Here is a 22,621-nt window from a genome sequence, read left to right as displayed (position 1 = left end):
TGCTTGGACGGCATCCCCGGCCAAACACGCGAGATCTCCGTTCACGCACGCGAGATCGCCACTTGCGCACGCCTTCCCTTGCTCTTTTCGAGTGAAAGCGGGAAATGAGTGGCGGGGAGGGGGTCACGGGGAGCAACCTGGTTGTAGGGGACGCCGTCGGTGACGAGGGGGCTCGAGCCGGCGGCGTGCCGTCCAACCGGATGGCGATTCACTGGGGAAGGGGCCCGATCTTCGTGCTGTCACAGGCTTTCCCGCGCGTACAGGCCTGATTCTCCCGCAGTGAAGTCCGTGAATGCCACATTGAGGGAATCAGAGTCCCTCAATGTGGCATTCACGGACCGGTACGACGGGCCAGCAGGTCGAGGGCGAGCAGGCCCGCGCCAAGGCGACCCGCCTCGGGGCCGAGTTTCGCGACGCGCAGCTCGGGCATCCGCTGGAAAGTCAACGACGCCGCCAGCCGTTCCCGCAGCGGCGCGACGACGTACTCCCCCGCCGCGAACAGGCCACCGCCGAGCACGATCACCTCGGGACCGAGCAGCGTGAGCAAGGTGCGGAGGCCACGCGCGAGCCCGTCCACCGCCTCGGACACCACAGCACTCGCCACCGGATCGCCGTCCCGCGCGAGATCGATCACCGGCAACGCGCCGTCGACCACCCGACCCGCCCGTTCGGAGTAAAGACGCGCGACCGCCGACGCCGAAGCGCTCGCCTCCAGACAGCCGACCGCCCCGCAACCACACCGCAGCGAATGGCCGACGTCGATGTGCCCGATCTCCCCCGCGAGCCCGTGCGCACGGTAGATCCGGCCGTCGAGCAGCAACGCCGCGGCGATCCCGGTCCCGACAGCGACGAACGCCGCGTCCGCGCACCCCTGCCCAGCCCCGACCCGGAACTCGGCGAGACCGCCCGCGCTGACGTCGTGCCCGAAGGCCACCGGCAACCCGAGCCGCGATTCCAGCAGCGAGCCGAACGGGACGTCCCGCCAGTCGAGATTCGCCGAAAACCGCGCTACCCGCGCCTCTTCGTCGACGATCCCCGGCACCACGACGCCCACCGCGCGCACCGACGTCCCGCCGCCCATCTCCCGGACCAGCGAGGTGACCTGCGCGGCCAGCGCCGTCCCGTCCGCGCCGCGTGCCGTCGGGACCTGCCGTTCTTCGAGGATGCCGAGCTGCGCGTCGAGCAGCGCGGCCTTGATCGTCGTACCGCCGACGTCGAGTGCGGCCACCGTGTCCATGACCGCATTGTGGCATCGAGGCCGTCACATCCAGCATCGTCACATTGACGCCCCCTTCACACGGACCTACTCTCAGACGGCCAGACGACGGAATCCGGAACGCGGTGAGAATCCGCGCGGTCGCGCCACTGTGACCCCCGAGGGGGAAGCCAGACCCGGAGCCGTCGAGCAGTTGTCCCCGACGAGGCCGCGCAAGCCCTAGGAGGTCACCGTGACGAACCCGGCGATCACAGCCGCCCCCATCCCGCTGCGGATCCCGATCCGCGAAATCGTGCCGTGGGCGGTGTTCGTCACCCTCCTCGCGCTGATCGCGCTGTACTTCGTCAGCACCGAGCAGGGCGCGCTCTCGGTGTTCGCGAACACCTACGTCCACGAGTTCGTGCACGACGGCCGGCACCTGCTGGCCTTCCCCTGCCACTGAGCGGGGCCACACCACTCATGATGAGGACCTTGCTGGTCCGCGGGATGCTCGCGGGCCTGATCGCCGGTGTGCTCGCGTTCGTTTTCGCCTATCTCTTCGGTGAACCGTCGGTCAACGCCGCCATCGGCATCGAGGAGTCGGGCGGCGCCGCGCACTCCCACACGCACGACCACGGTGCGGGCGCCGAGCCCGCACCCGCGCCCGCTCCCGCTGAGCACGAGGAGGAGGTCGTCCCTCGCGACGTCCAGAGCACTCTCGGGCTCCTCGCGGGCGTCGCGGTGTACGGCGTCGCGATCGGCGGGCTGTTCTCGCTCGCCTTCGCGTTCGTCTACGGCAGGCTCGGCACGCTCCGGCCTCGTGTCACGACGGCGTTGCTCACCGGTGGCGCCTTCGCGGTGGTTTTCCTGGTGCCGTTCCTGAAATACCCGGCGAACCCGCCCGCGGTCGGCCAGGCGGGCACGATCGGGCAGCGCACCGAGCTGTACTTCGGTTTCGTCGCGATCTCCCTGCTGGCCGGAATTCTCGCCGCCGCCTTCGGCCGCAAACTCGCCGACGCGCTGGGCGCGTGGCGGGGCGGGCTGCTCGCGTGTGCCGGGTACGTCGTCGTGATGGCGGTGGCCGCGTGGCTGATGCCGGTGATCGACGAGGTCCCGGCGACGTTCCCGGGTTCGACGTTGTGGAGTTTCCGTACCGCATCGGTGGGAACACAGCTGACCTTGTGGATTTCCCTGGGCCTGGTTTTCGGATTCCTCGCCGAAAAGGCGTTGGCACGGAAAACCCCCGCCGTGCTTTCAGAGCGGTAACACCCCCATCCCTTACGGTGAATCCGCGCGTGCCCTGCCTGACGGGCACGCGCGGCTTCCGTAGCGTCACCGGTCATGAAAAAGCCAGCCATGATGCGGCGAGCGGAAGCCGGTGCCGAACTCAGGGCACTCCGTGAAGCGCGGGGCATGGGCCTGCGCGAGATGTCGCACATCTTCGGCGAGAACCCGGGTTTGCTTTCCAAGTGGGAACGAGGGCTGTACTCCATCGCACCGTGGCAGGTCGGCATCTACTTCGGCGCGTGCTCGGCCCCCTTGCCCGAGGCCCGGCGCGTCGCGGAGATGCTCCAACCGCCGAATGACCTGTACTGGGTCCGCCCCTACTTCGACAAGCTGACCGATCCGGTCAAGTCGTTGATCATCCAGGAGAACCTCGCGAGCGCGATGTTCTGCTACGACCCGGATTACGTACCCGGTCTCCACCAGACCGAGGACTATGCCCGCGCCATGCAGGAAGACCAACCGCACCTCACAGCGGAAAAGATCGACCTCATCGTGAATTCTCGTCTCGACCGGCAGAGACTGCTGCGGGAGCCGGACTCACCCTGTTGCGCTTTCTTCATTCACGAACGCGCGCTGCGGACGATCGTGGGAAATGCGCAGATCATGCATGAGCAGCTCCAATACCTCATGCTCTCCACCAGTCTGTCGCACTGCTCCATCCGGGTAGTCCCTGAGGCGACTCCGGCTGGCCGCGCTCGCCGCTCCCCGTTCCGAGTCATGGAGTTCCCCGAACCACGCCCTGCGATGGCTTACGCCGAAGTCGACGCGGCGAACCTCTTCATCGAGGATCGTCCCGCGGTGGAGGCCTACTACTGCCTAGTTACGCAGCTGGAACAGTGTGCCCTGAATGAGGGACAATCGCGAGACTGGCTCATCCGGCTGGCGGACGAGTACGAGCGCATGAGGGAGTAACGCGATGGCGGCCCGCGAGCTGACCTGGTTCAAGAGCAGCTACAGCGGAAAGGGGGACAAGAGCGACTGTGTCGAGGTCGCCTTCGCACCCCAGCTCACCGCGGTCCGCGACTCCAAGGCCCCCACCGGACAACTGACCGTCAGCCATCACGCCTGGGCGTCCTTCCTCACGGCGCTCGCGCGGTAGCACCGCGGCGTGGTCGAATCGTTACCACGCCTCCTGCGGGCACGGCTCTAAGATCTCCTGCGGGTCGGGGGATTCCGCAGGGGGAAACATGTCTCAGGAAGCCCTGCCCGCGTCGCCATCGGCCCCGGTGGTCCCCGGGCGAAACGGCTACGCCACCGCCTCGCTGTGCTTGGCGATCTTCGGGTTCACCGGTATTCCCGGGCTTCTCGGCGTGATCTTCGGGATCGTCGCGCTCGTGCAGGTCCGCCGGACCCGGCAAGCCGGACGTGGCTTCGCCGTCACGGGCATCGTGCTCAGCGTGTTGTGGCTGGCCGGTGTCGTCTTCTGGATGCTCGACGAGCTGGACGATCCTCCCGGATCGTACGAGCTTTTCGCTCTCCAGAAGGGCGATTGCTTCGTGGAGGCCGTCCCGGCCGGCACCAACGCGACAAAGGTGCCTTGTACCGCGCCGCACGACGCCGAAGTCATCGGCACGGTCGTGTTCCCCGCTGACATCTACCCCGGCGACAGCCGGGTCAGTTCACAGGCGGCTCTCGACTGCGACAGGCAGGCAGTCCACTTCTTCGACAAGAGGATCGCGCCTGGCGTGTACACGATCCCGCAGATACCGAGCGAACGGGCGTGGGATCACGGCGTCCGCACCGCGATGTGCCTGGCCTTCGGCTCGTCGGGACGGTTGTCACAGCCCGTCCGCGAACTCGTCCGCTGACTTCTCCCGGACCACACAAGGAGTTGTATGTCCGATTCACCCGTACCGAGAGCCGTACCGCCGTCCGGGCCGAGCTACGAGGACGCACCGCCACCGCCGCCCCAGCCCGTCCCGCCGGGCACCAACGGGCTCGCTGTGGCGTCGCTGGTGCTGGGCATCGTCGGCGGGATCCTGCTGAGCGCGATCTTCGGGTTCGTCGCGCTGCGGCAGACCCGGCGGACCGGCCAGGCGGGGCGGAAGCTGGCGATCGCCGGACTGACGCTGAGCGGCGTGTGGCTCGCGGTGATCCTGATCGCGGTGACCGTCACGGCCACGAATTCCCGGCAACTCGCGGACAACGAGCTGAGCGTTTTTTCGCTCAACGACGGGCAATGCTTCAACGCCACCGAAGTGAACAGCACGACCGTGGCGAAGACGCAGTGCACGGTCCCGCACGACAGCCAGGTCTTCGGCAGGGCGCTGCTGCCCGGTGCCGACGCCTACCCCGGCGAGGCGCAGCTCAAGAGCACCGGCCTCGCGGAATGTCATGCGCAGGCGAAGGCGTTCTTCACCAACGGCGCTCCGGAAGGTCTGAAGCTGAACGTCTACTACCCGTCGGAAGCGGGCTGGCGCGGCCAGGTCCGCACCGCCGTCTGCGTGTTCCAGAGCGCCACCGGCCAGCTCTACCACCCCGTCCGCCCCTGACAACGCGCCGTGGGGGCCTCCCCGAGGGACTCTGGGTCCCTCAAGGAGGCCCCCCCGGACCTCTGCGCTCCCGACGGTGCCGCAGCGGGCGCCCACGCAGCCGCTGCGGCAGACGCGCCACGCGGCCGAACGGGATGGCGACCGGACATGCCGCGCGGCCAGGCAAGATGGCGGCCGGACGCCCCGCGCGACCGGCGCTCGACGGTGGCCGGGCGGGATGTGCCGAGGGACGCCTTCGGTGCGCTCACCGCACCGAGGGACGCCCCCGTCACACCCAACGCACCCAGGGCGTCCCTCGGCGCTGCCCCAGGCCCCACACCCCACGCTGTGAAGGCCTCCTTCACAGCGCTCAGCGCCAGTAAGGAGTCCTTCACGGACGCCGGGCGAGAGCGGCCGGGCTACCTGCGCCGCATTTGAGCCGGGGAGGGTTAAGGGGCGCCGGGTGGGATGAAGGGGAGGGTGGCAGGGGCGCCGGTGGTCAGGAGGCGTAGGAGGAGGGACGTGTCGAGGTGGGTGTCGACGGCGTCGGCGAGGCGGTCCAGCATGTCCTCCCGCAGCTCCGCGAAGCCGGGGGCGTCCGGGGATGGCGTCCACGATCGACCCGCGGCGAGCGCGACTTCCGTGAGCCAGGCACGGCGGAAGCCGTCGTTCTCGAACGCGCCGTGCCACGTCGTGCCCCACACCGAGCCGACCCGGTAGCCGTCCAAAAAGGACTCAGCAGACCCGGACAAAACCGCGCTGCCGTGGTGGATTTCGTACGCCGAAACGTCGTGACCCCGCCACGAACCACTGGGCCGCCCGAGCACCTTTTCGCCGGAGAACGACACCCGCGTCGGCAGCAGTCCCAAGCCGTCCACCTGACCAGCCAACGACTCCACATCATCCACAATGGACTCGGCGAGCATCTGGTAGCCACCGCAGACGCCGAGCACCGGACGACCCGCCGCGGCCCGCGCGGCCACCGCCGTGTCCAGACCGCGCGAGCGCAGCCAGCGCAGATCGTCCACTGTGGCCCGTGAGCCGGGCAGCACGACCAGGTCCGCCGCCGCGACGACGTCGGGATCGGCGGTCAACGACACCGTGACGCCGGGTTCGGCGGCGAGCGCGTCGACGTCGGTCGCGTTGGAGGCACGCGGGAAGCGCACCACGGCGACGTTCAGCCCGCCGCCTGTCGACGAGTGGCGCCAGCCCGCCACCGCCAGCGCGTCCTCGGAGTCGATCCACACGCGGTCGAGCCACGGCAGCACGCCCAGCACGGGGCGCCCGGTGACCTTCTCGATGCTGTCCAGCCCCGGCCGGAGCAGGCCGACATCGCCGCGGAACTTGTTGACGATCCAGCCCGCGACCAGCGCCTGGTCCTCGGCCGAAAGCAGCGCGAGCGTCCCGAACATCGCGGCGAGCACGCCGCCGCGATCGATGTCGCCGACCACCAGCACCGGCAGCGAAAACCGCCGCGCCAGGCCCATGTTGACGTAGTCCCCGGCGCGAAGGTTGATCTCGGCCGGGCTGCCGGCACCTTCGCAGACCACGACGTCGAAGCGGCTGCTCAACTCGGCGTACGCGTCGAACGCGATGGTCGCGAGACCGGCGCGTCCGGTGGCGTACTCCCCCGCTTCGAGCGTCCCGAACGGCTTCCCCAGCGCGACGACGTGACTGCGCCGGTCACTCCCCGGCTTGAGCAGCACCGGGTTCATCGCGGCCTCGGGCTCGGCGCGCGCCGCGCGGGCCTGGAGCCACTGCGCGCGGCCGATCTCGGCGCCGTCCGCGCAGACCATCGAGTTGTTGGACATGTTCTGCGCCTTGAACGGCGCGACCCGCATCCCCTGACGCGCCAGCCAGCGGCAGATCCCGGCGGTGACCAGGCTCTTTCCCGCGTCCGACGTCGTCCCCGCGATCAGCAGCCCGCTCATGCGATCGCCTCGCTCCGCGAGACAGTGTTCAATCCCTTTTGGCGCATGATATCCATGATTCGCTCGCAAGCGTCGCTCATCGGGCGACCACCACGGCAACCGCCAGCGCCGCCGCACCGACCACTTTGGACAGTCGCACCGCACGCCGGAGGTCGGCGGTCTCCGGCGCCCGTCCCTCACCGAGCGTGCCACGACGCTCGGTTCGGCCGCCGTAGCTGTTGGTCCCGCCGAGCTGGACGTCGAGCGCCCCGGCGAAGGCGGCCTCGACCTGCCCCGCGTTGGGGCTGGGGTGGAGCGCGCCGTAGCGCCGCCAGACCCGCCACGTCCGACGGACCTGGCCGCCAACGAGCGGCGCTGACAACGTCGTCAGCGCCGCACCGATCCGCGACGGCACGAGATTCGCGACGTCGTCGGCGCGAGCCGAAGCCCAGCCGAAACGTTCGTAGCGGGGCGAGCGGTAGCCGACCATCGCGTCGAGCGTGTTGAGCGCGCGGTAGCCGAACAGGCCGGGAATCCCGCCGACCGCGCCCCAGAACAGCGGCGCGACCACGGCGTCGGAGGTGTTCTCGGCGATCGACTCGGTCGCGGCGCGGGCGAGCTCGGCGGAGTCCAGCTCGGTGGCGTCGCGCGCGCAGAGGTGCGAAAGCCTTTCCCTCGCCGCGGGGACGTCGTCGCTTTCGAGCAGTCTGGCCATCTCGGCGCCTTCGGTCGCGAGGCCACGTCCACCGAGGACGATCCACGTCGCGGCGGCTGTCAGCGCGAAGCGCGCGAAGGGACGTCGTCGCGTCACGGCCTGAGCAGCGACGCCGAGTCCCGTAGCGACGCCGACGCAGATCCCGGCGTACGCGGCTCCGCGCGGCTTCGAGTCCGCCCAGAGACGTCGTTCCAGCGCCGCCGCGGCCGTCCCGAACAGGGCGACCGGATGCCCTCGACGGGGGTCGCCCAGAAGTGCGTCGGCGGCGAATCCGGTGATCAATCCGGCCGTCGTGGCTGCTTGTCGGAGTGGCACGTGGCGAACCGTAGCGCGTGCACGACAATGCGGAGTATGACTGTGTCTGATGCCGCCTCCGCGCCAGGGAATACGTCGGCGGGGCTGACGCACCGGCTCGCCGGGTACCTCGAGACCCTGGCGCGAGCACTACGCCGGTACGGACGTGACGACGGCAAGGTGCTGGTCCTCGGCGGTGTGCGCTCGGGGAAGTCCAGGCACGCCGAACGGCTCGTCGCCCACCATCCGCACCTCGTCTACGTCGCGCCCGGCCTGCCGCCGAGCGCCGAAGACCCCGAGTGGGCCGCGCGCGTGGCCGCGCACAAGGCGAGAAGGCCGTCGCACTGGAAGACCGTCGAGACGACCGACCTGCCCGGCGTGCTGCGGAGCGCGACCGGGCCGGTACTCATCGACTGCCTCGGCACGTGGCTGAGCCGGGTGCTCGACGAGGTCGGCGCGTGGACGCAGAAGTCCGGCTGGGAGCTCCGGCTGGACGAACGACTCGAGGATTTCCTGGTCGCGTGGGCGCAGGCGCGGGTCCCGGTGGTCGCGGTCAGCAACGAGGTCGGCAGTGGTGTGGTGCCCGCGACGGTGTCCGGGCGGCTGTTCCGTGATGTGCTGGGCGCGCTCAACAGCCGTGTGTCCGCCGAGTCCGACCGGGTGCTCCTGGTCGTCGCCGGCCGCGTACTCGATCTGCCGTAGGGAGTTCCGCCATGCGTTTCGACATCCCCGTCCCGGACGCCGCCGCCCACGCCGCCGCCCGGGAGCGGCTCGACGGGCTGGTCAAACCGGTCGGCTCACTGGGGCGGCTGGAGGAGATCGCGGCCTGGCTGAGCGCCGCGCACGGCTGCGTGCCACCCCGGCCGATCTCGGACGTCCGCGTCGTGGTGTTCGCCGGCGACCACGGCGTGTCCGCGCTTTCGGCGTATCCGCGCGAGGTCACCGGCGCGATGGTGCGGGTGTTCCTGGCCGGGCGCAGCGGGGTGAACGTGCTCGCTTCGCAGGTCGGCGCCCGAGTGCGGGTCGCGGACATCGCGGTCGATTGGGACGCTTCGGATATTCCGGATTCCGTGCTGGCGCACAAGATCCGGCGGGGTTCGGGCTCCATCGACGTCGAGGACGCGCTCCTGCCCGGCGAGGCCATGCGTGCGTTCGAGGCGGGGCTTTCGCTCGCGGACGAGGAGATCTCGACCGGGGCCGAACTGCTGATCCCGGGCGACATGGGGATCGGGAACACGGCCGTGTGCGCGGCGCTGGTGGCCGCGTCGCTGGGTCTGCCCGCCGCGGAGGTCGTCGGAACCGGGACGGGGGTGGATTCCGACGGTCTCGCGCGGAAGGTCAAGGCGGTGTCGGCGGCTCTCGCGCGTGCCGCGGGACGCGTCGAGGATCCGTTCTCGCGGCTGACGGTGCTGGGAAGCGCGTGCGCGGCGGCCACCGCCGGTTTTCTGGTGCAGGCCGCGGTGCGTTCGGTGCCGGTGCTGCTCGACGGCGTGTTCTCGGGCGCCGCGGCGCTGGTCGCGCGAGACATCGCGCCGGGAGCGGAACAGTGGTGGCTGGCCGGGCACCGCTCGACCGAGCCGTCGCAAGCGTTTGCGTTGAAGGCGCTGGGCCTGGAGCCGATCCTCGACCTCGGTTTGCGGCTCGGCGAAGGCAGTGGCGCGGTGCAGGCCGTCCCGACGCTGCGGGCCGCGCAGGCGATCCTCGCCGACATGGGCCTGCTCGCGGACCTCACGTGACACGCTCGCTCGCGGTGGCGTCTGCTGCGGTGGCAGGTGTGCTGAAAGGGCCCTTCGGTGCGTTGAGTGCGCTGAAAGGGCCCTTCAGTGCGTCTAACGCACTGAAAGCGCCCTTCAGCACCCACGGGCCTCTCCGGGGTGCAGGACTTCCCGGGGGCGCTGCGTGAGCCGGTGGGGGGACGCGGCGCGGATGGCGGTCGGGACGTTGACGACCGTGCCGGTCCCGGCGCCGCGCGTGATCGACGGCCGGGTGGCCGGGGCCGCGATGGTGCTCGCACCGCTCGCGGCGGTGCCGCTGGCCGTGATCGCGGGGCTGGTCGTCGCGGCGGGTGACGCGCTGGGCCTGCCCGCGATCGCCGTGGCCGCGCTGGCGCTGGGCGCGGTCGCGCTGGGCAACCGCGGCCTCCACCTCGACGGGCTCGCCGACACCGCCGACGGTCTCGGCGCCTCCTACGACCGGTCGAAGGCCTTGGACGTCATGCGCCGCGGCGACTCGGGACCCACCGGCGTGGCGACGCTGGTGTTCGTCCTGCTCGTGCAGGCAGGTGCGCTGACCGGCGCGATCTCGCACGGGCACGGTGTCACCGCGGTGGTTCTGGCCGTCCTCAGTGGACGGTGTGTGCTTTCGCTCTGCTGCGCCCGAGGTGTCCCGTCCGCGCGGCCGGAGGGGCTCGGCGCGACCGTCGCCGGGTCGGTCCCGATCGTCGCGGCGGTGCTGGTCTTCGTGCTCGCCGCGGGTGTTTCGGCAGTCGCGCCCGGCCTGCCGTGGTGGCGCGGTCCCCTCGCCGTCGCGCTCGGCTACGTCGTGGCTGCGCTGCTGCTGGCGCGCTGCGTCCAGCGCATCGGCGGCGTCACGGGCGACGTTCTCGGCGGCTGCGTCGAGGTCGCGGTGGCGGCGGCACTACTCACGACGGCGTGACCGCTCGGCGGACGCCGCGGCGTCCGGGATCACACCCGCGGTGATCCGGCCCGAGTGCCAGTATTCGACGAGGACGTTCCTCTCCGGCAGGTAGATCCACACGTCGTCACCGGTGTCGATCAGCTCCCCCGCGTTCGCCGCGGCGAGCCGGGCGGGCAGCCGCACCGTCGGGATGATCAGGTTGCCCCAGAACACGACCACGTCCGAGGTCGAATACCGCAGCACGAGTTCACCCAGTACTCGCACGGCATCGGCGTAGTCCGCTTCGAGAGACTGTTCCAGCACGACGGCACCCGACCAGTCGATCGCTCCGGTCGTCGCACGGTCGGTGGGGAACCGTCGCAGGCTGACCGCCGCGAGCGCGTCATCCTCCTCCCAGGAAAGCTGGTGCACCAAACCACGTTCCTGCGGGCCGATGGCGTCGAGCAAGTAGACCAGCGCCGCGGGATGGGTGCCGTAAGGGTTGTTCATGACCAGAAGCTATCGGGCAGGGCTCACCGAACGCGACGGAGAATTTCGAGGAAGGCATCGGTCGTGGCGCGATCCCGGACCGCGAGCCGCAGGTGGTCCGGCCCCAGCCCGGGAAAGGTGTCGCCGCGGCGGACGGCGTAACCCATCTCGCGCAGCCGCAGCCGGACGTCCGCCCCGCCGGGGACACGGATGAGGACGAACGGGCCGCGCGGGTCGCCGAGCACGTCGATCCCGGCCTCGGCCAACCGGGACACGAGGTATTCCCGGTCGGCTTCCGCCGCCACGGCCAGCTTTTCCGCCTCCTCCAGCGCGGCGGGGCGGCAGCAGGCGACCGTGGCCACAGCGGCCAAAGTGGACACTGACCACGGCGGCTGGACCGCGCGCAGCCGCGAGATCAGCGACGGCTCACCGAGGACGTAGCCCGCTCGTAGCCCGGCCAGCCCCCACGTCTTGGTCAGGCTGCGCAGCACCACCACGCCCGGAATCCGCTCTCCGGCAACGCTTTCCTCCTCGCCGGGGATCGCGTCGAGGAACGCCTCGTCCACCACGAGCACCCGCCCGGGGCGCGCCAGCGAACGCAGCGTGGACGCCGGATGCAGCACCGATGTCGGGTTCGTGGGGTTGCCGACGAAGACGAGATCAGCGTCTGGGGAAACCGCACCGGGGTCCAGTCGATAACCGTCCACTGCGGACAGTACGACGCGTTCGACGTCGTGCCCGGCAGCCCGCAACGCGGCCTCAGGTTCGGTGAACTGCGGATGCACCACCGCGGCGTGACGTGGTTTAAAGGCCGACGCGAGCAGTGTGAACGCCTCCGCGGCCCCAGCGGTCACCAGCACGTCCTCCGGGTCGCGCCCATGACGTCGCGCGACGGCTTCCGTGGCGGGCGCGGCATCGGGATAGGCGGCCAGATCGTCCAGCGCGGCGGCGAGTTCGGCACGCAGCCACGGTGGCGGCGCCGGGAGCCGGACGTTCACCGCGAGGTCGACGAGGCCGTCGCCGACCTCGCGATCGCCGTGATGATGGAGGTCGTACTCAGTCATGAGCCGCGACCAGGGCATGCCTGTGGACGTGCGAGGCGAAACGGTCCGCCAGCGCCGGATATCCGGCCCAGTGGACGTGCAGATACGAGGCGTGCAGGTTGGGCGAGGCAAAGCCGTCGAGCACGCGGTCCCAGCCCCACGCGGCGGTGTCACCGTGCGCTGGGGCGATTTCGGTGCGGTGGAACTCGTGGCCGGTGACGCGCTGACCGGCCACGGCGAGCACGTTGTCGGCGACCGCGACAGCCTTGCGGTAGCCGAGCTTCCCACGTTTCGTCATGACCGCCGTGGCATCGACGGCGCCCACCATGGGCATGTCGTCCAGCGAACGGCACAGGTACAGCAGGCCCGCGCATTCCGCGCTCACCGGCATCCCCTCGCCGATCGCGGCGGCGACCTCCGCGCGAAGCTCCACATTGGACGAAAGCTCGGCGGCGTGCACCTCCGGGAACCCGCCGCCGAAGTAGAGCCCCGCGCACCCCGGCGGCAAAGCCTTGTCCTGCAAGGGGTCCACATCGACGACGTCGATTCCGCGAGCGGCCAGGAGTTCGGCGGTTTCGGTGTAGCGGAAGGTGAAGGCGGGGCCCGCCGCCACGGCGATCGTGGCACGCGGGCCGTCGTGCTCCGGCCCCGGACTCCACGACTCCCCCGTCAGCGCGGGCGCCCGGTGCGCGACCCGCACCACGGCGTCGAGGTCGACACCGCCGGCGACCCACGAGGCGAGTTCCGGCAGCACGCGCCGCGACTCCGAGGCCCGTTCCGCGGCGGGGACGAGGCCGAGGTGACGGCTCGGGGCGTGGATGGAATCGTTGCGGCGCAAGGCACCCAGCAGCGGCACACCGGTCGCCTCCAGCGCGGTGGCGATTTCGTCCTCGTGCCGCTGCGAGCCCAGCTTGTTGAGGATGACCCCGGCGAGCCGGACGCGGGTGTCGTAGTTCGCGAAGCCCAGCACGGTCGCGGCCACGCTGCGGCTCGCCGCCGAGGCGTCGACGACGAGGATCACCGGAGCGTCGATCAGGCGCGCGACATGCGCCGTCGACGCGTAGCCCTCGGTACCGAGCGCGCCGTCGAACAGGCCCATGACGCCCTCGATGACGGCGATATCCGCGCCCGAGGAACCGTGACGCAGCAAGGGAACCAGCTGCTCCTCGCCCTGCAGGAACGGGTCGAGGTTCCTGGCGGGGCGGCCGGTGGCGAGCGCGTGGTAGCCCGGGTCGATGAAGTCCGGGCCGACCTTGTGCCCGGACACCCGATGCCCCGCCGCGCGCAGGGCCGCCATCAGCCCGGCCGCGATCGTGGTCTTGCCGTGCCCCGAACCGGGCGCGGCGATGACCACTCTCGCTACCATTCGATGCCCCGCTGGCCCTTTTGCCCCGCGTCCATCGGGTGTTTCACCTTGGTCATCTCGGCGACCAGATCGGCGGCCTCGATCAGTTCCGGCGGCGCGTAACGGCCGGTGATCACGACATGCTGATGACCGGGCCGGGACTCCAATGTGGACACCACGTCGTCCACCGCGAGCCAGCCCCATTTGAGCAGATAGCTGAATTCGTCGAGCACGTAGAAGTCGTGGGTTTCCGCGGCGAGGCGACGTTTGATCTCCGCCCAGCCTTCCCTCGCGTTTTCGGCGTGGTCCTCTTCGGTGCCGGACTTGCGCGTCCAGCTCCAGCCCTCGCCCATCTTGTGCCATTCCACCGGTCCGCCCTGGCCGGTGTCCTCGTGCAGTTTCCCGAGCGCGCGGAACGCGGCTTCCTCCCCGACTCGCCATTTCGCCGACTTCACGAACTGGAACACGCCGATCGACCAGCCCTGGTTCCACGCGCGCAGCGCCATTCCGAACGCCGCGGTCGACTTCCCCTTCATCTCGCCGGTGTGCACGGCGAGCAGCGGCCGGTTGCGGCGCTGGCGGGTGGTGAGGCCGTCCTGCGGGACGACGGCGGGTTTTCCTTGCGGCATCAGGCAGCCCTCCCGGACGTGCGGGCGCGCACCGCGCCGGCGAGCGCGTCGGCGGCGACCTCGGTGAGCGGAACGTGGTCGGCGCCGAGGTGGTCGGCGAGTTCCGCGGCGAGTCCCAGCCGCATCTTGCCGTTTTCGCAGTCCATCACGACCGCGGTGACGTCGGCGAGCAGCCCGGCGGCCGCGTGCGAACGCGCGACGGCGTCGGCGCCGCTGGTGGCACGCCCGTCGGTGACCACGATCAGCAGCGGACGCCGGCGGGGATCACGGATCGCTTCGACACGCAGGACTCGTGCGGCTTCAAGGAGTCCTTCGGCCAGTGGGGTACGGCCACCGGTGGGAAGTTCGTCCAAACGGGACGCCGCGGCGTCGACGCTGATGGTGGGCGGCAACGCGAGTTCCGCACCACCGCCACGAAAGGTCACCATGCCGACCTTGTCCCGGCGCTGATAAGCGTCCAGCAGCAGGGAAAGCACCGCGGTCTTGACCTCGCGCATGCGGGCGCGGGCGCCCATCGAGCCGGACGCGTCGACGCAGAACAGCACGAGATTGCCTTCCCTGCCTTCACGCCGGGCGAACCGCAGATCCTGTTTCCGCACGCGCAGTCCGCCACCGTCGCGGCCCCGTGCCCGCTGGTGCGGAGCGGCCGCGCGGACGGTCGCGACCAGATGCGGACGCCCCTCGCGCACGCTCGACGGCTGCACGCCGATCGTCCGGCCGTTGTCGGTGATGGCCCGCGAACGCCGTCCGCGCTCCCCCTCGCCGGTACCCTTGACCTCGAAAGTCCTTGCGCGGAAAGCCTTTCCGGCGCGCTCGGCCATGCCGTGCTGCCGCTCCCCGCCGGGCCGGCCGCCGGTGTCACCCTGCTGGGCGTCACCGCTGGGTCCGCCCGTCGCGTCCTCAGTGGACGGTGGCGTCGATCCGGAACCCGGCCCGTCATCGTCGGGCCCCTCCGGTGGTCCTGGTTCGTCGGGTTGCGCGTCCTGCAACGCCTGTTCGAGCTGCTCCTCGGAGATTCCCGGCGCGTCGAAGGGATTCCGGCGGCGCCGGTGCGGCAGGGCGAGCCGCGCCGCCACCCGGATGTCCTCTGTGGACACTTCGTCGCGGCCCGCCCACGCCGCGTGCGCGACGGCGGTCCGCGCGGTGACGATGTCCGCCCGCATCCCGTCGACCTCGAACGACGCGCACACCTCGGCGATCTGCCGCAGCGCCTCGTCCGTGAGCTTCACCGAGGGCAGAAGCCGTTGCGCCGCTTCGATGTCCGCCGCCAGCCGCGCGTCCTCATCGGCGTACTCCGCGGCGAAGGCATCCGGATCCGCCTCGTAGGCCAGCCGCCGCCGGACGACCTGGACGCGCTGTTCCGGGTCACGACTGGAGGCGACCTCGACGGTGAGCCCGAACCGGTCGAGCAGCTGCGGGCGCAGCTCGCCCTCCTCCGGGTTCATCGTGCCGATCAACACGAACCGCGCCGCGTGCGACACCGAGACGCCCTCGCGTTCGACCGTCGCGCGGCCCATCGCGGCGGCGTCGAGCAGCGCGTCGACGAGGTGATCGTGCAGGAGGTTGACCTCGTCGACGTAGAGCAGCCCGCGATGCGCCGCGGCGAGCAGACCCGGCTGGTAGTCGGTGATTCCCTCGGAAAGCGCGCGCTCCAGGTTCAGCGAGCCGATCACCCTGTCCTCGGCCGCGCCGACCGGCAGCTCGACCAGCCGCGCGGGCCTGCGATGTGCCGCGGCGCCGTCGTGCGGGCCGTCCGGACACGCCGGATCGGGTGAAACCGGGTCGCACGAGAAGCGGCAGCCGTCGACGACGTCGACGCTCGGCAGCAGTCCGGCGAGCGCACGCACCATGGTCGACTTCGCGGTGCCCTTTTCCCCGCGCACCAGCACTCCGCCGACGGCGGGCGAGATCGAGGAGAGCACCAGCGCCAGACGCAGGTCCGGCATCCCGACGACGGCGGTGAACGGGTACGGCTTCAACGGCGCTCCTCGCGGCTGGCGACTCGGCTTCCGGCCGATCATCGCACAGGAGCGGGGTCGACTAGCCTGCCTCAGCGTGCGCGAAAAATCACCCTTCCCCGTGGTCGGTATCGGCGCCGACGGCTGGAGCGGCCTGTCCGAGGAGGCCAGGACCATTGTGCTCTCGGCCGACGTCGTCATCGGCGGTGCGCGGCAGCTCGCCTACCTGCCGCCCGAGGTGGAAGCCGACGCCGTCGAGTGGCCCGCCCGCCTGCTGTCCAAGCTCGACGGCTTCCTCGCCGAGTACTTCGACCGCCGGATCTGCGTGCTCGCCAGTGGTGACCCGCTGCTGTCCGGTATCGGCACGACGCTGATCGAGCGCGGTTACGACATCCAGGTCCTGCCGACGCTGTCGTCGGTGACGCTGGCCCGCGCACGGCTCGGCTGGTCCGCCGAGCAGACCGAGGTGGTTTCGGTGGTGGGCCGCGACATCGAGCGTGTCGGGCTGGCGCTGGCCCCGGGGCGGAAGGTGCTCGTTCTCGGCGCGAAGGCCACCGCGCTGCGGAAACTGCTGAAGTCGCGGAAGTTCGCCAAGAGCACGTTACGGGCGTTGGAAAATCTCGGTGGCCCCGACGAGCGGATCTCCGACGGCTGGGAGCACGACCCCGGGCCGCTGACGGTGTTCGCGATCGACTGCGTCGGCACCCCGGGGAAGATCCTGCCGCTGATCGGCCTGCCGGACGACGCGTACGAACACGATGGTCAGATCACCAAACGCGACCTGCGCGTTTCCGCGCTGGCCCGGCTCGCGCCGTCGCCCGGCGAACTGCTGTGGGACGTCGGCGCGGGCGCGGGCAGCATCGCGATCGAATGGTCGCGCATGCACCCGCTGAACCGCGCGATCGCGATCGAGGGGGTCAGCTCGCGGGCCGACCGCATCGAGCGCAATGCCTACAAGCTCGGCGTCCCCGGACTGCGAGTGGTCTGCGGGCTGATCCCGGAAGCGCTGGTGCCCCTGCCCACGCCGGACGCGATCTTCATCGGCGGTGCCCTGACGACTCCCGATCTGATCACCGGCTGCGTCGAAAACGCGTCGCGGATCGTCGCGCACGCGGTGACGCTGCAGGGCGAGTGGGTGCTCGCCGACGCGCACCGGCGGTACGGCGGCGAACTGACCCGGATCTCGGTGCAGCGCATCGAACCGCTCGGCCACTACGACGGCTGGAAGCCGTCGCGGACCGTGACCCAGTGGTGCAAGATCAAGTGACCGTGCACTTCATCGGCGCCGGACCGGGCGCCGCGGACCTGATCACCGTACGCGGCCGTGATCTGCTGGCCCGCTGCGACGTCTGCCTGTACCCGGGCAGCATGACGCCGCCCGACCTGCTGGAGTACTGCCCTCCGGAGGCAGTGGTCATCGACACGGCGAACCTGTCGCTGGACGAGATCGTCGCGCGAATGGTCTCGGCGCACGAGGGCGGTCACGACGTCGCGCGGCTGTGCTCGGGCGATCCGTCGCTGTACAGCGCTGTCGCGGAGCAGATGCGACGTCTCGACGACGCCGGCGTGCCGTACGCGATGGTGCCGGGCGTACCCGCCTTCGCGGCGTCGGCGGCGGTACTCGGGCGGGAGCTGACGGTGCCCGAGGTGGGCCAGAGCCTGATCATCACACGGGCGCAGGCGCGGTCGACGTCGATGCCGTCGGGGGAAACGCTGGCGAACTTCGCGGTCAGCGGGGCGACACTGGCGCTGCACCTGGCGATCAACCACATCGAGCGGGTGTGTGCCGAGCTGATCCCGCACTACGGGGCGGACTGCCCGGCGGCCGTCGTCGCGCTTGCCACCCAGCCCGGCGAGACCGTCGTGCGGGGGACGTTGTCCGACATCGCGTCGCAGGCGCGGGCGGCCGGGATGACGCGCGCGGCGACGATCTTCGTCGGCCGGGTGCTCGCCGCTGAGGGCTTCCCGGACAGCTTCCTCTACTCGGCCACCCGGGACCGCCGCTCCCAACCGGACTCCCTGTGAGTGACCCGAATGTCTCTGAAGGCCACCTTGAGGGACTTGAGTTCCCTGAAGGTGGCCTTCAGAGACCGCTGCTGATCCTGGGCGGGACGGCGGAGGCGCGGGAGCTGGCCGCCGAGCTGGTGGAGCGTGAGGTGCGGGTGGTGTCGTCGCTGGCGGGGCGGGTGGCACGGCCCCGGCTGCCCGAGGGCGAAGTGCGCGTCGGCGGCTTCGGCGGTGTCGAGGGGCTCGTGCAGTGGCTACGGGACAACGACGTCAGCGCTGTCGTGGACGCGACGCACCCCTTCGCCGAGCGCATCGGCGCGAACGCCGCCGAGGCCACGCGACGCACCGGCGTCCCGTTGCTGCGGCTCGCACGTCCCGGCTGGCAGCGGCAGCCCGGCGACGTCTGGCACTGGGCGGACGACCTCGCCGACGCCGCCGCGCGGCTCCCCGCGCTCGGCCGCCGGGTGTTCCTGACCAGCGGACGGCAGGGGCTCGCGGCGTTCGCCGGGCTGGACGGCCTGTGGTTCCTCATCCGCTGCGTCGACCCGCCCGAGCCGCCGCTGCCGCGCGAGCACGAGATCCTCCTCGATCGCGGACCGTACACAGTGGACTCCGAACGGTCGCTGCTGCGCGAGCACCACATCGACGTCCTGGTCACAAAGGACAGCGGCGGCACGCACACCGATGCCAAACTCCGCGCGGCGCGGGAGCTCGGGCTGCCCGTGGTCGTGGTCCGCAGGCCGCCGCGCCCGGAGGCCGAGACCGTCGGCACCGTCCGCGAAGCCGTCGAGTGGGTGCTGAACCATGACTGAGTTGGACGCGTTCTACGAGACGCTCTACCGCCGCCGGGACGTCCGCGGCGAGTTCACCGGCGCCCCGATCGACGACGACGTCCTGCACCGCATCCTGTCCGCCGCGCACGCCGCGCCCAGTGTCGGGCTCAGCCAGCCGTGGGACTTCGTGCTGGTCCGCGACGTCACCACCCGCGAGGCCTTCGCGAAGCACGTCCACGACGAGCGCGAGATCTTCGCCGCGTCGCTCGACAAGGACCGCGCCGGGGCGTTCCAGAAGATCAAGATCGAAGGCATTCTCGACGCCACGCTCGGCATCGTCGTCACCTACGACCCGGCGCGCGGAGCGCCGGACGTGCTGGGCAGGCACGCCATCGCCGACGCCGGGCTGTACTCGGTGTGCCTCGCGATCCAGAACCTGTGGCTCGCCGCGACCGCGGAAGGCCTCGGCGTCGGCTGGGTCAGCTTCTACCGCGAACCGTTCCTGGCCGATCTGCTCGAGATCCCCGGCGGCATCCGCCCGGTCGCCTGGCTGTGTGTCGGGCCGGTGACCGCGCTCGCCGAGGTCCCGGATCTCGAACGCCACGGCTGGCGTAGCCGCAGGCCCTTGACCGCGGCTTTACACCACGAACGTTTCACCCCGCGTGACCCGGGGTCGGCGTAACACGGCCGATCAGACCCATTAGCGTTGCGCCGATGCGGTTGATCGCTGTGACGCTGGGGTTGCTCTCCGCCTTGTGCGCGCTGGCTTTCCCCTTCCTGCCGGTGGTGCAGGACACCGCGGAGGTCGTCTGGCCGACAGGCAACGACACCCGCTCCGTCAACGCGCCCTTGACCGGGTACTGGGCCGAGGACATGCGCGTCGCGCTGCCGTGCGCCACGATCCACTCGCTGGACGCGCGCACCAACGGCCCCGCACTGCTGTTCGCCACCGTGCCGGACGGGCGCACCGACCCGCGCGCGGGCAAGGGCGTCGGCATGCAGGTGCGCGTCGACAACGGCGTGCTGCTCGCGTCCAGCCACGGCCAGCAGATCGTCCAGCAGCCACTGCCCTCGCAGGGCTGCGACGTGGCGGTGCATTCCGACGCGACGCAGATGACCATCTCCGTCGCCGGCACTCCGGTGTTCCACACGACCGGAGACGTCCGGCCGCGGGTGGTCGGCATCTACTCCTCGATCAACTCCGGCCGCGACCCGATCGCCGGGCTGCACGTTTCGGTCGTCCCGGACACGCGCTACCAGACCTCGCCGACCACGCTGAAGATCATCGTCGGCATCCTCGCGGTGATCTCCATGATCGGCTGCATGATCGCGATCTGGCGGCTCGACTCCGGCTTCGCGAGACGGGCGCCGCGCTGGGCGCCGGTCGGCTGGTGGCGGCTGACCGCCCGCGACGCGACGGTGTTCGCCGCGCTCGGCGCGTGGGTCTTCATCGGGCCGGTGACCTCGGACGACGGCTACATCCTCACGATGGCCAGGGTCACCGAGCAGACCGGTTTCCTCACCAACTACCACCGCTGGTTCGGCGTCGCGGAGGCGCCGTTCGGCTGGTTCTACCACGTCTACGAGCTGATGACGCACGTGTCCACGGTGCCGCCGTGGATCCGGCTGCCGTCGTTCCTGCTCGGCTGCCTGTCCTGGCTGCTGATCAGCCGCGAGGTCATGCCCCGGCTGGGCACCCAGGTCCGCACGAGCCGCGCGGCGGGCTGGGCCGCGGCGGCGGTGTTCCTGGTCTGGTGGATGCCCTACAACAACGGCGTCCGGCCGGAGCCGGTCGCGGCGCTCGGTTCGCTGCTGGCGATCTGCGCGGTCGAACGCGCGCTCGTCACGCGCCGTCTGCTGCCGCTGTGCCTCGGGCTGACCGCTGCGGCGTTCACCCTGGCCGCGACGCCGACCGGGCTGATCGCCGTCGCGCCGTTCCTCGTCGCCGCCCGGCCGCTGTTCAAACTGCTGCGCCAGCGCGCGGAGAACGGCTGGACGACGGTGCTCGCGCCGGTCGCCGCGGCCGGGTTCCTGGTGCTCGTCGTGATGTTCGCGGACCAGACGTTCGCCACCGTGCAGGAGGCGACCCGGCTGCGCGCCCAGGTCGGCCCGAACCTGTCGTGGTTCCAGGAGTTCGCGCGCTACCAGCTGCTGTTCGAGAGCCTGCCGGACGGCTCGGCGCCGCGCCGCTTCCCCGTGCTGCTGGTGCTGCTGTGCACGGTGACCTGCCTGGTCGTGCTGCTGCGGCGCGGCCGGATCCCCGGCGCGTCGCTCGGCCCCGCGCGGCGGCTGATCGGCACGACGGCGTTGTTCTTCCTGTTGCTGGCGCTGACCCCGACCAAGTGGACCCACCACTTCGGCGCGTTCGCCGCGGTCGGCGCGTCGATGGCGGCGCTGACCGCGCTCGCGACCAGTTCGACCGTGCTCCGGTCGAAACGCAACCGCGCTGCTTTCCTCGCCGGGCTGCTCGTCGTCGGCGCACTCGCCGCGACCGGCCCGAACACGTACTGGTTCGTCTCGCGGCTCGGGGTGCAGTGGACCAGCGTCGCGCCGTCGATCGGCGGGATCCCGCTGTCGACGATCCTGCTGGTCGCGGCCGGGATCGCCGGGGTGTACGCGTTCGTCGAGAACGTCCGCGCGCATCGGCCCGGCGCGTTGGTCGGGCCGCAGGAAAGACGGGGGCGCGCGCTGAAGCTGGGCTCGCTGTCGCTCGTGGTGGTCTGTGGCCTGGTCGCCGGCGGCGAGTTCGTCACGATGGCGTGGGCGATGCACAACCAGGCGGGCAGCTACAGCCTCGGCGCGGCCAACTTCGGGCACCTGTTCGGCAAGAGCTGCAACCTCTCCGACCGCGTCATGGTGGAACGCGACGCGGCCACCAGCATCCTGCACCCGCAGACCGAGCAGCGGACCGTGCCGCCCAAGACCACGCCCCCGCCGCCGAACTCGCCGCTGCCGCCACCCGAACCGGACAACGGCCGCGTGCAGACCGGGTTCCACACGCGCCCGGTCGACGACAAGGACCCGCTCGCCGAGCCGCCGCACGGATTCACGCCGGACCAGGTGCCGATGTGGTCGAGCTACCTCGACCAGGAGACACGCGCCGGACGACTGCGCAGCGACTGGTACGCACTGGCCGAGAAACCCGCCGACGGGCAGATCGTCGTCGCCACGGCGGGCGCGGCGAAGCGGCCGACGTCGGTGAGCCTCGACTACGGCGTCAACACCCCCGCGGGTGTCAAGGTCCTGCGCAGCCAGTTCGTGCTGCCGCCCGGCGCGGGCACCGGCAGCTGGAACGACACCCGCATCAACCTGCGCGACCTGCCGCCCGAGACGAACGCGGTACGGATCAACATGGTCGACGACGACCTCACCGAGGACGGCTGGATCGCCGCGTCGGCCCCGCGCGTCCCGACGTTCACCACGCTCACCGAGAAGATCGGCGACAAACCGGTCTACGTCGACTGGCCCGCGTCGTTCGTCTACCCGTGCGTGAACCCGGTGACCTCGCACGACGGGATCTCCGCCATGCCCGCCTACCGCATCACGGCGGGCCGCCTCGCCGACGAAGCGGACTGGGCGGCCAGCCCGAACGGCGGCCCGACCGGCTGGCTGGAGGAGGTCGCCAAGGAACCCGAGGTGCCGAGTTACCTGATCGGGCAGCCGTATCAGTCGTGGGGCCAGCTGCTGCAGATCGAACCGTTCACCGAGGGCATCGCGCCGACGGTGCTGCACGGCGAGAAGACCGTGCCCGGCTGGTGGTCCCCCGGCCCCGGCCCACGCCAGCCCAACGGCAAGGACGCGACGCGGTAGTTCTCGTTTCTCCGGGGCGCTTCTGTGTTGCCGTGGCGTGCCGTTAAGGCCACCTTACGGGCGTCTGACGCCCGTAAGG

At 70.9% G+C, this 22,621-nt stretch carries 22 protein-coding genes; 14 read left to right on the top strand and 8 right to left on the bottom strand.

Annotated elements, in window-relative coordinates:
• Window positions 1-331 precede the first annotated feature (331 nt).
• On the bottom strand, window positions 332-1,237 hold the full coding sequence (locus ACFWY9_RS42015; RefSeq protein ID WP_378330226.1) for an ROK family protein: 906 nt from the start codon (window positions 1,235-1,237) through the stop codon (window positions 332-334).
• A 211-nt stretch (window positions 1,238-1,448) separates the two neighbouring features.
• On the opposite strand from ACFWY9_RS42015, the gene ACFWY9_RS42010 reads away from it, so the two are divergent.
• The 6 genes from ACFWY9_RS42010 to ACFWY9_RS41985 all read left to right on the top strand — a co-directional run bounded on the left by ACFWY9_RS42010 (window position 1,449) and on the right by ACFWY9_RS41985 (window position 4,974).
• Window positions 1,449-1,658 carry a CbtB-domain containing protein gene (locus ACFWY9_RS42010; protein ID WP_378330225.1) on the top strand — a complete coding sequence of 70 codons (210 nt, stop codon included), beginning with the start codon at window positions 1,449-1,451 and terminating at the stop codon, window positions 1,656-1,658.
• Window positions 1,659-1,675: 17 nt separating this feature from the next.
• Window positions 1,676-2,461: a CbtA family protein gene (locus tag ACFWY9_RS42005; RefSeq protein WP_378341504.1), complete on the top strand. Its 786-nt coding sequence runs from the start codon at window positions 1,676-1,678 to the stop codon at window positions 2,459-2,461.
• Window positions 2,462-2,536: 75 nt separating this feature from the next.
• Window positions 2,537-3,394, top strand: coding sequence for a Scr1 family TA system antitoxin-like transcriptional regulator (locus tag ACFWY9_RS42000; RefSeq protein ID WP_378341503.1), 858 nt, complete (start codon window positions 2,537-2,539; stop codon window positions 3,392-3,394).
• A gap of 4 nt (window positions 3,395-3,398) precedes the next feature.
• Window positions 3,399-3,581 carry a DUF397 domain-containing protein gene (locus ACFWY9_RS41995; RefSeq protein WP_378341502.1) on the top strand — a complete coding sequence of 61 codons (183 nt, stop codon included), beginning with the start codon at window positions 3,399-3,401 and terminating at the stop codon, window positions 3,579-3,581.
• A gap of 88 nt (window positions 3,582-3,669) precedes the next feature.
• Window positions 3,670-4,290, top strand: coding sequence for a DUF4190 domain-containing protein (locus ACFWY9_RS41990; protein ID WP_378341501.1), 621 nt, complete (start codon window positions 3,670-3,672; stop codon window positions 4,288-4,290).
• Between the two features lie 27 nt (window positions 4,291-4,317).
• Window positions 4,318-4,974: a DUF4190 domain-containing protein gene (locus ACFWY9_RS41985; RefSeq protein ID WP_378341500.1), complete on the top strand. Its 657-nt coding sequence runs from the start codon at window positions 4,318-4,320 to the stop codon at window positions 4,972-4,974.
• A gap of 428 nt (window positions 4,975-5,402) precedes the next feature.
• On the opposite strand, the gene ACFWY9_RS41980 is transcribed toward ACFWY9_RS41985, so the two are convergent.
• Window positions 5,403-6,884, bottom strand: coding sequence for a cobyric acid synthase (locus ACFWY9_RS41980; RefSeq protein ID WP_378330219.1), 1,482 nt, complete (start codon window positions 6,882-6,884; stop codon window positions 5,403-5,405).
• Window positions 6,885-6,960: 76 nt separating this feature from the next.
• On the bottom strand, window positions 6,961-7,893 hold the full coding sequence (locus ACFWY9_RS41975; RefSeq protein ID WP_378341499.1) for a cobalamin biosynthesis protein: 933 nt from the start codon (window positions 7,891-7,893) through the stop codon (window positions 6,961-6,963).
• 36 nt (window positions 7,894-7,929) lie between these two features.
• On the opposite strand from ACFWY9_RS41975, the gene ACFWY9_RS41970 reads away from it, so the two are divergent.
• From ACFWY9_RS41970 to ACFWY9_RS41960, 3 genes are all read left to right on the top strand, one after another.
• Entirely contained in the window at window positions 7,930-8,574 is a 645-nt protein-coding gene (locus ACFWY9_RS41970; RefSeq protein WP_378341498.1) for a bifunctional adenosylcobinamide kinase/adenosylcobinamide-phosphate guanylyltransferase, read from the top strand.
• Window positions 8,575-8,585: 11 nt separating this feature from the next.
• Window positions 8,586-9,608, top strand: coding sequence for a nicotinate-nucleotide--dimethylbenzimidazole phosphoribosyltransferase (gene cobT, locus ACFWY9_RS41965; protein WP_378330216.1), 1,023 nt, complete (start codon window positions 8,586-8,588; stop codon window positions 9,606-9,608).
• A 190-nt stretch (window positions 9,609-9,798) separates the two neighbouring features.
• Window positions 9,799-10,527, top strand: coding sequence for an adenosylcobinamide-GDP ribazoletransferase (locus tag ACFWY9_RS41960; protein ID WP_378330234.1), 729 nt, complete (start codon window positions 9,799-9,801; stop codon window positions 10,525-10,527).
• Here the strand turns inward: ACFWY9_RS41960 and ACFWY9_RS41955 are convergent.
• Genes ACFWY9_RS41955 through ACFWY9_RS41935 form a run of 5 tightly spaced genes read right to left on the bottom strand, consistent with a single transcriptional unit; the run spans window position 10,510 to window position 15,973 of the window.
• Window positions 10,510-10,998, bottom strand: a complete 489-nt coding sequence (locus ACFWY9_RS41955) for a hypothetical protein (protein WP_378330215.1) — start codon at window positions 10,996-10,998, stop codon at window positions 10,510-10,512. The genes ACFWY9_RS41960 and ACFWY9_RS41955 overlap by 18 nt on opposite strands.
• 23 nt (window positions 10,999-11,021) lie before the next feature.
• Window positions 11,022-12,041, bottom strand: coding sequence for an Rv2231c family pyridoxal phosphate-dependent protein CobC (gene cobC / locus ACFWY9_RS41950; protein ID WP_378330214.1), 1,020 nt, complete (start codon window positions 12,039-12,041; stop codon window positions 11,022-11,024).
• Window positions 12,034-13,386 carry a cobyrinate a,c-diamide synthase gene (locus ACFWY9_RS41945; RefSeq protein WP_378330213.1) on the bottom strand — a complete coding sequence of 451 codons (1,353 nt, stop codon included), beginning with the start codon at window positions 13,384-13,386 and terminating at the stop codon, window positions 12,034-12,036. Before ACFWY9_RS41945 ends, cobC begins: the two co-directional genes overlap by 8 nt.
• Window positions 13,380-13,994 (bottom strand): cob(I)yrinic acid a,c-diamide adenosyltransferase, encoded by a 615-nt coding sequence (cobO, locus tag ACFWY9_RS41940; RefSeq protein ID WP_378330212.1) that lies wholly within the window; start codon window positions 13,992-13,994, stop codon window positions 13,380-13,382. Before cobO ends, ACFWY9_RS41945 begins: the two co-directional genes overlap by 7 nt.
• Window positions 13,994-15,973, bottom strand: coding sequence for a putative cobaltochelatase (locus ACFWY9_RS41935; RefSeq protein WP_378330211.1), 1,980 nt, complete (start codon window positions 15,971-15,973; stop codon window positions 13,994-13,996). Before ACFWY9_RS41935 ends, cobO begins: the two co-directional genes overlap by 1 nt.
• Before the next feature lie 76 nt (window positions 15,974-16,049).
• Between ACFWY9_RS41935 and cbiE the strand changes: the two genes are divergently transcribed.
• From cbiE to ACFWY9_RS41910, 5 genes are all read left to right on the top strand, one after another.
• Window positions 16,050-17,219 carry a precorrin-6y C5,15-methyltransferase (decarboxylating) subunit CbiE gene (gene cbiE / locus ACFWY9_RS41930; RefSeq protein WP_378330210.1) on the top strand — a complete coding sequence of 390 codons (1,170 nt, stop codon included), beginning with the start codon at window positions 16,050-16,052 and terminating at the stop codon, window positions 17,217-17,219.
• Complete coding sequence (gene cobM, locus ACFWY9_RS41925; protein ID WP_378330209.1) at window positions 17,216-17,977, top strand: precorrin-4 C(11)-methyltransferase; 762 nt, start codon at window positions 17,216-17,218, stop codon at window positions 17,975-17,977. The genes cbiE and cobM overlap by 4 nt, the downstream gene beginning before the upstream one ends.
• A gap of 68 nt (window positions 17,978-18,045) precedes the next feature.
• Window positions 18,046-18,771 (top strand): cobalt-precorrin-6A reductase, encoded by a 726-nt coding sequence (locus ACFWY9_RS41920; RefSeq protein ID WP_378330233.1) that lies wholly within the window; start codon window positions 18,046-18,048, stop codon window positions 18,769-18,771.
• Window positions 18,764-19,414, top strand: coding sequence for a 5,6-dimethylbenzimidazole synthase (gene bluB, locus ACFWY9_RS41915; protein WP_378330208.1), 651 nt, complete (start codon window positions 18,764-18,766; stop codon window positions 19,412-19,414). The genes ACFWY9_RS41920 and bluB overlap by 8 nt, the downstream gene beginning before the upstream one ends.
• 32 nt (window positions 19,415-19,446) lie before the next feature.
• The gene (locus tag ACFWY9_RS41910) at window positions 19,447-22,542 is read left to right on the top strand and encodes an arabinosyltransferase domain-containing protein (protein WP_378330207.1); all 3,096 of its coding nucleotides are present in this window, start codon (window positions 19,447-19,449) and stop codon (window positions 22,540-22,542) included.
• Window positions 22,543-22,621 lie beyond the last annotated feature (79 nt).

Origin of the sequence: Amycolatopsis sp. NPDC059027 (assembly GCF_042739735.1) — a bacterium.
GTDB lineage: Bacteria > Actinomycetota > Actinomycetes > Mycobacteriales > Pseudonocardiaceae > Amycolatopsis.
The sequence above is the reverse complement of the archived record's forward strand: the minus strand, read 5'-3'. Positions and strand labels throughout refer to the sequence as shown.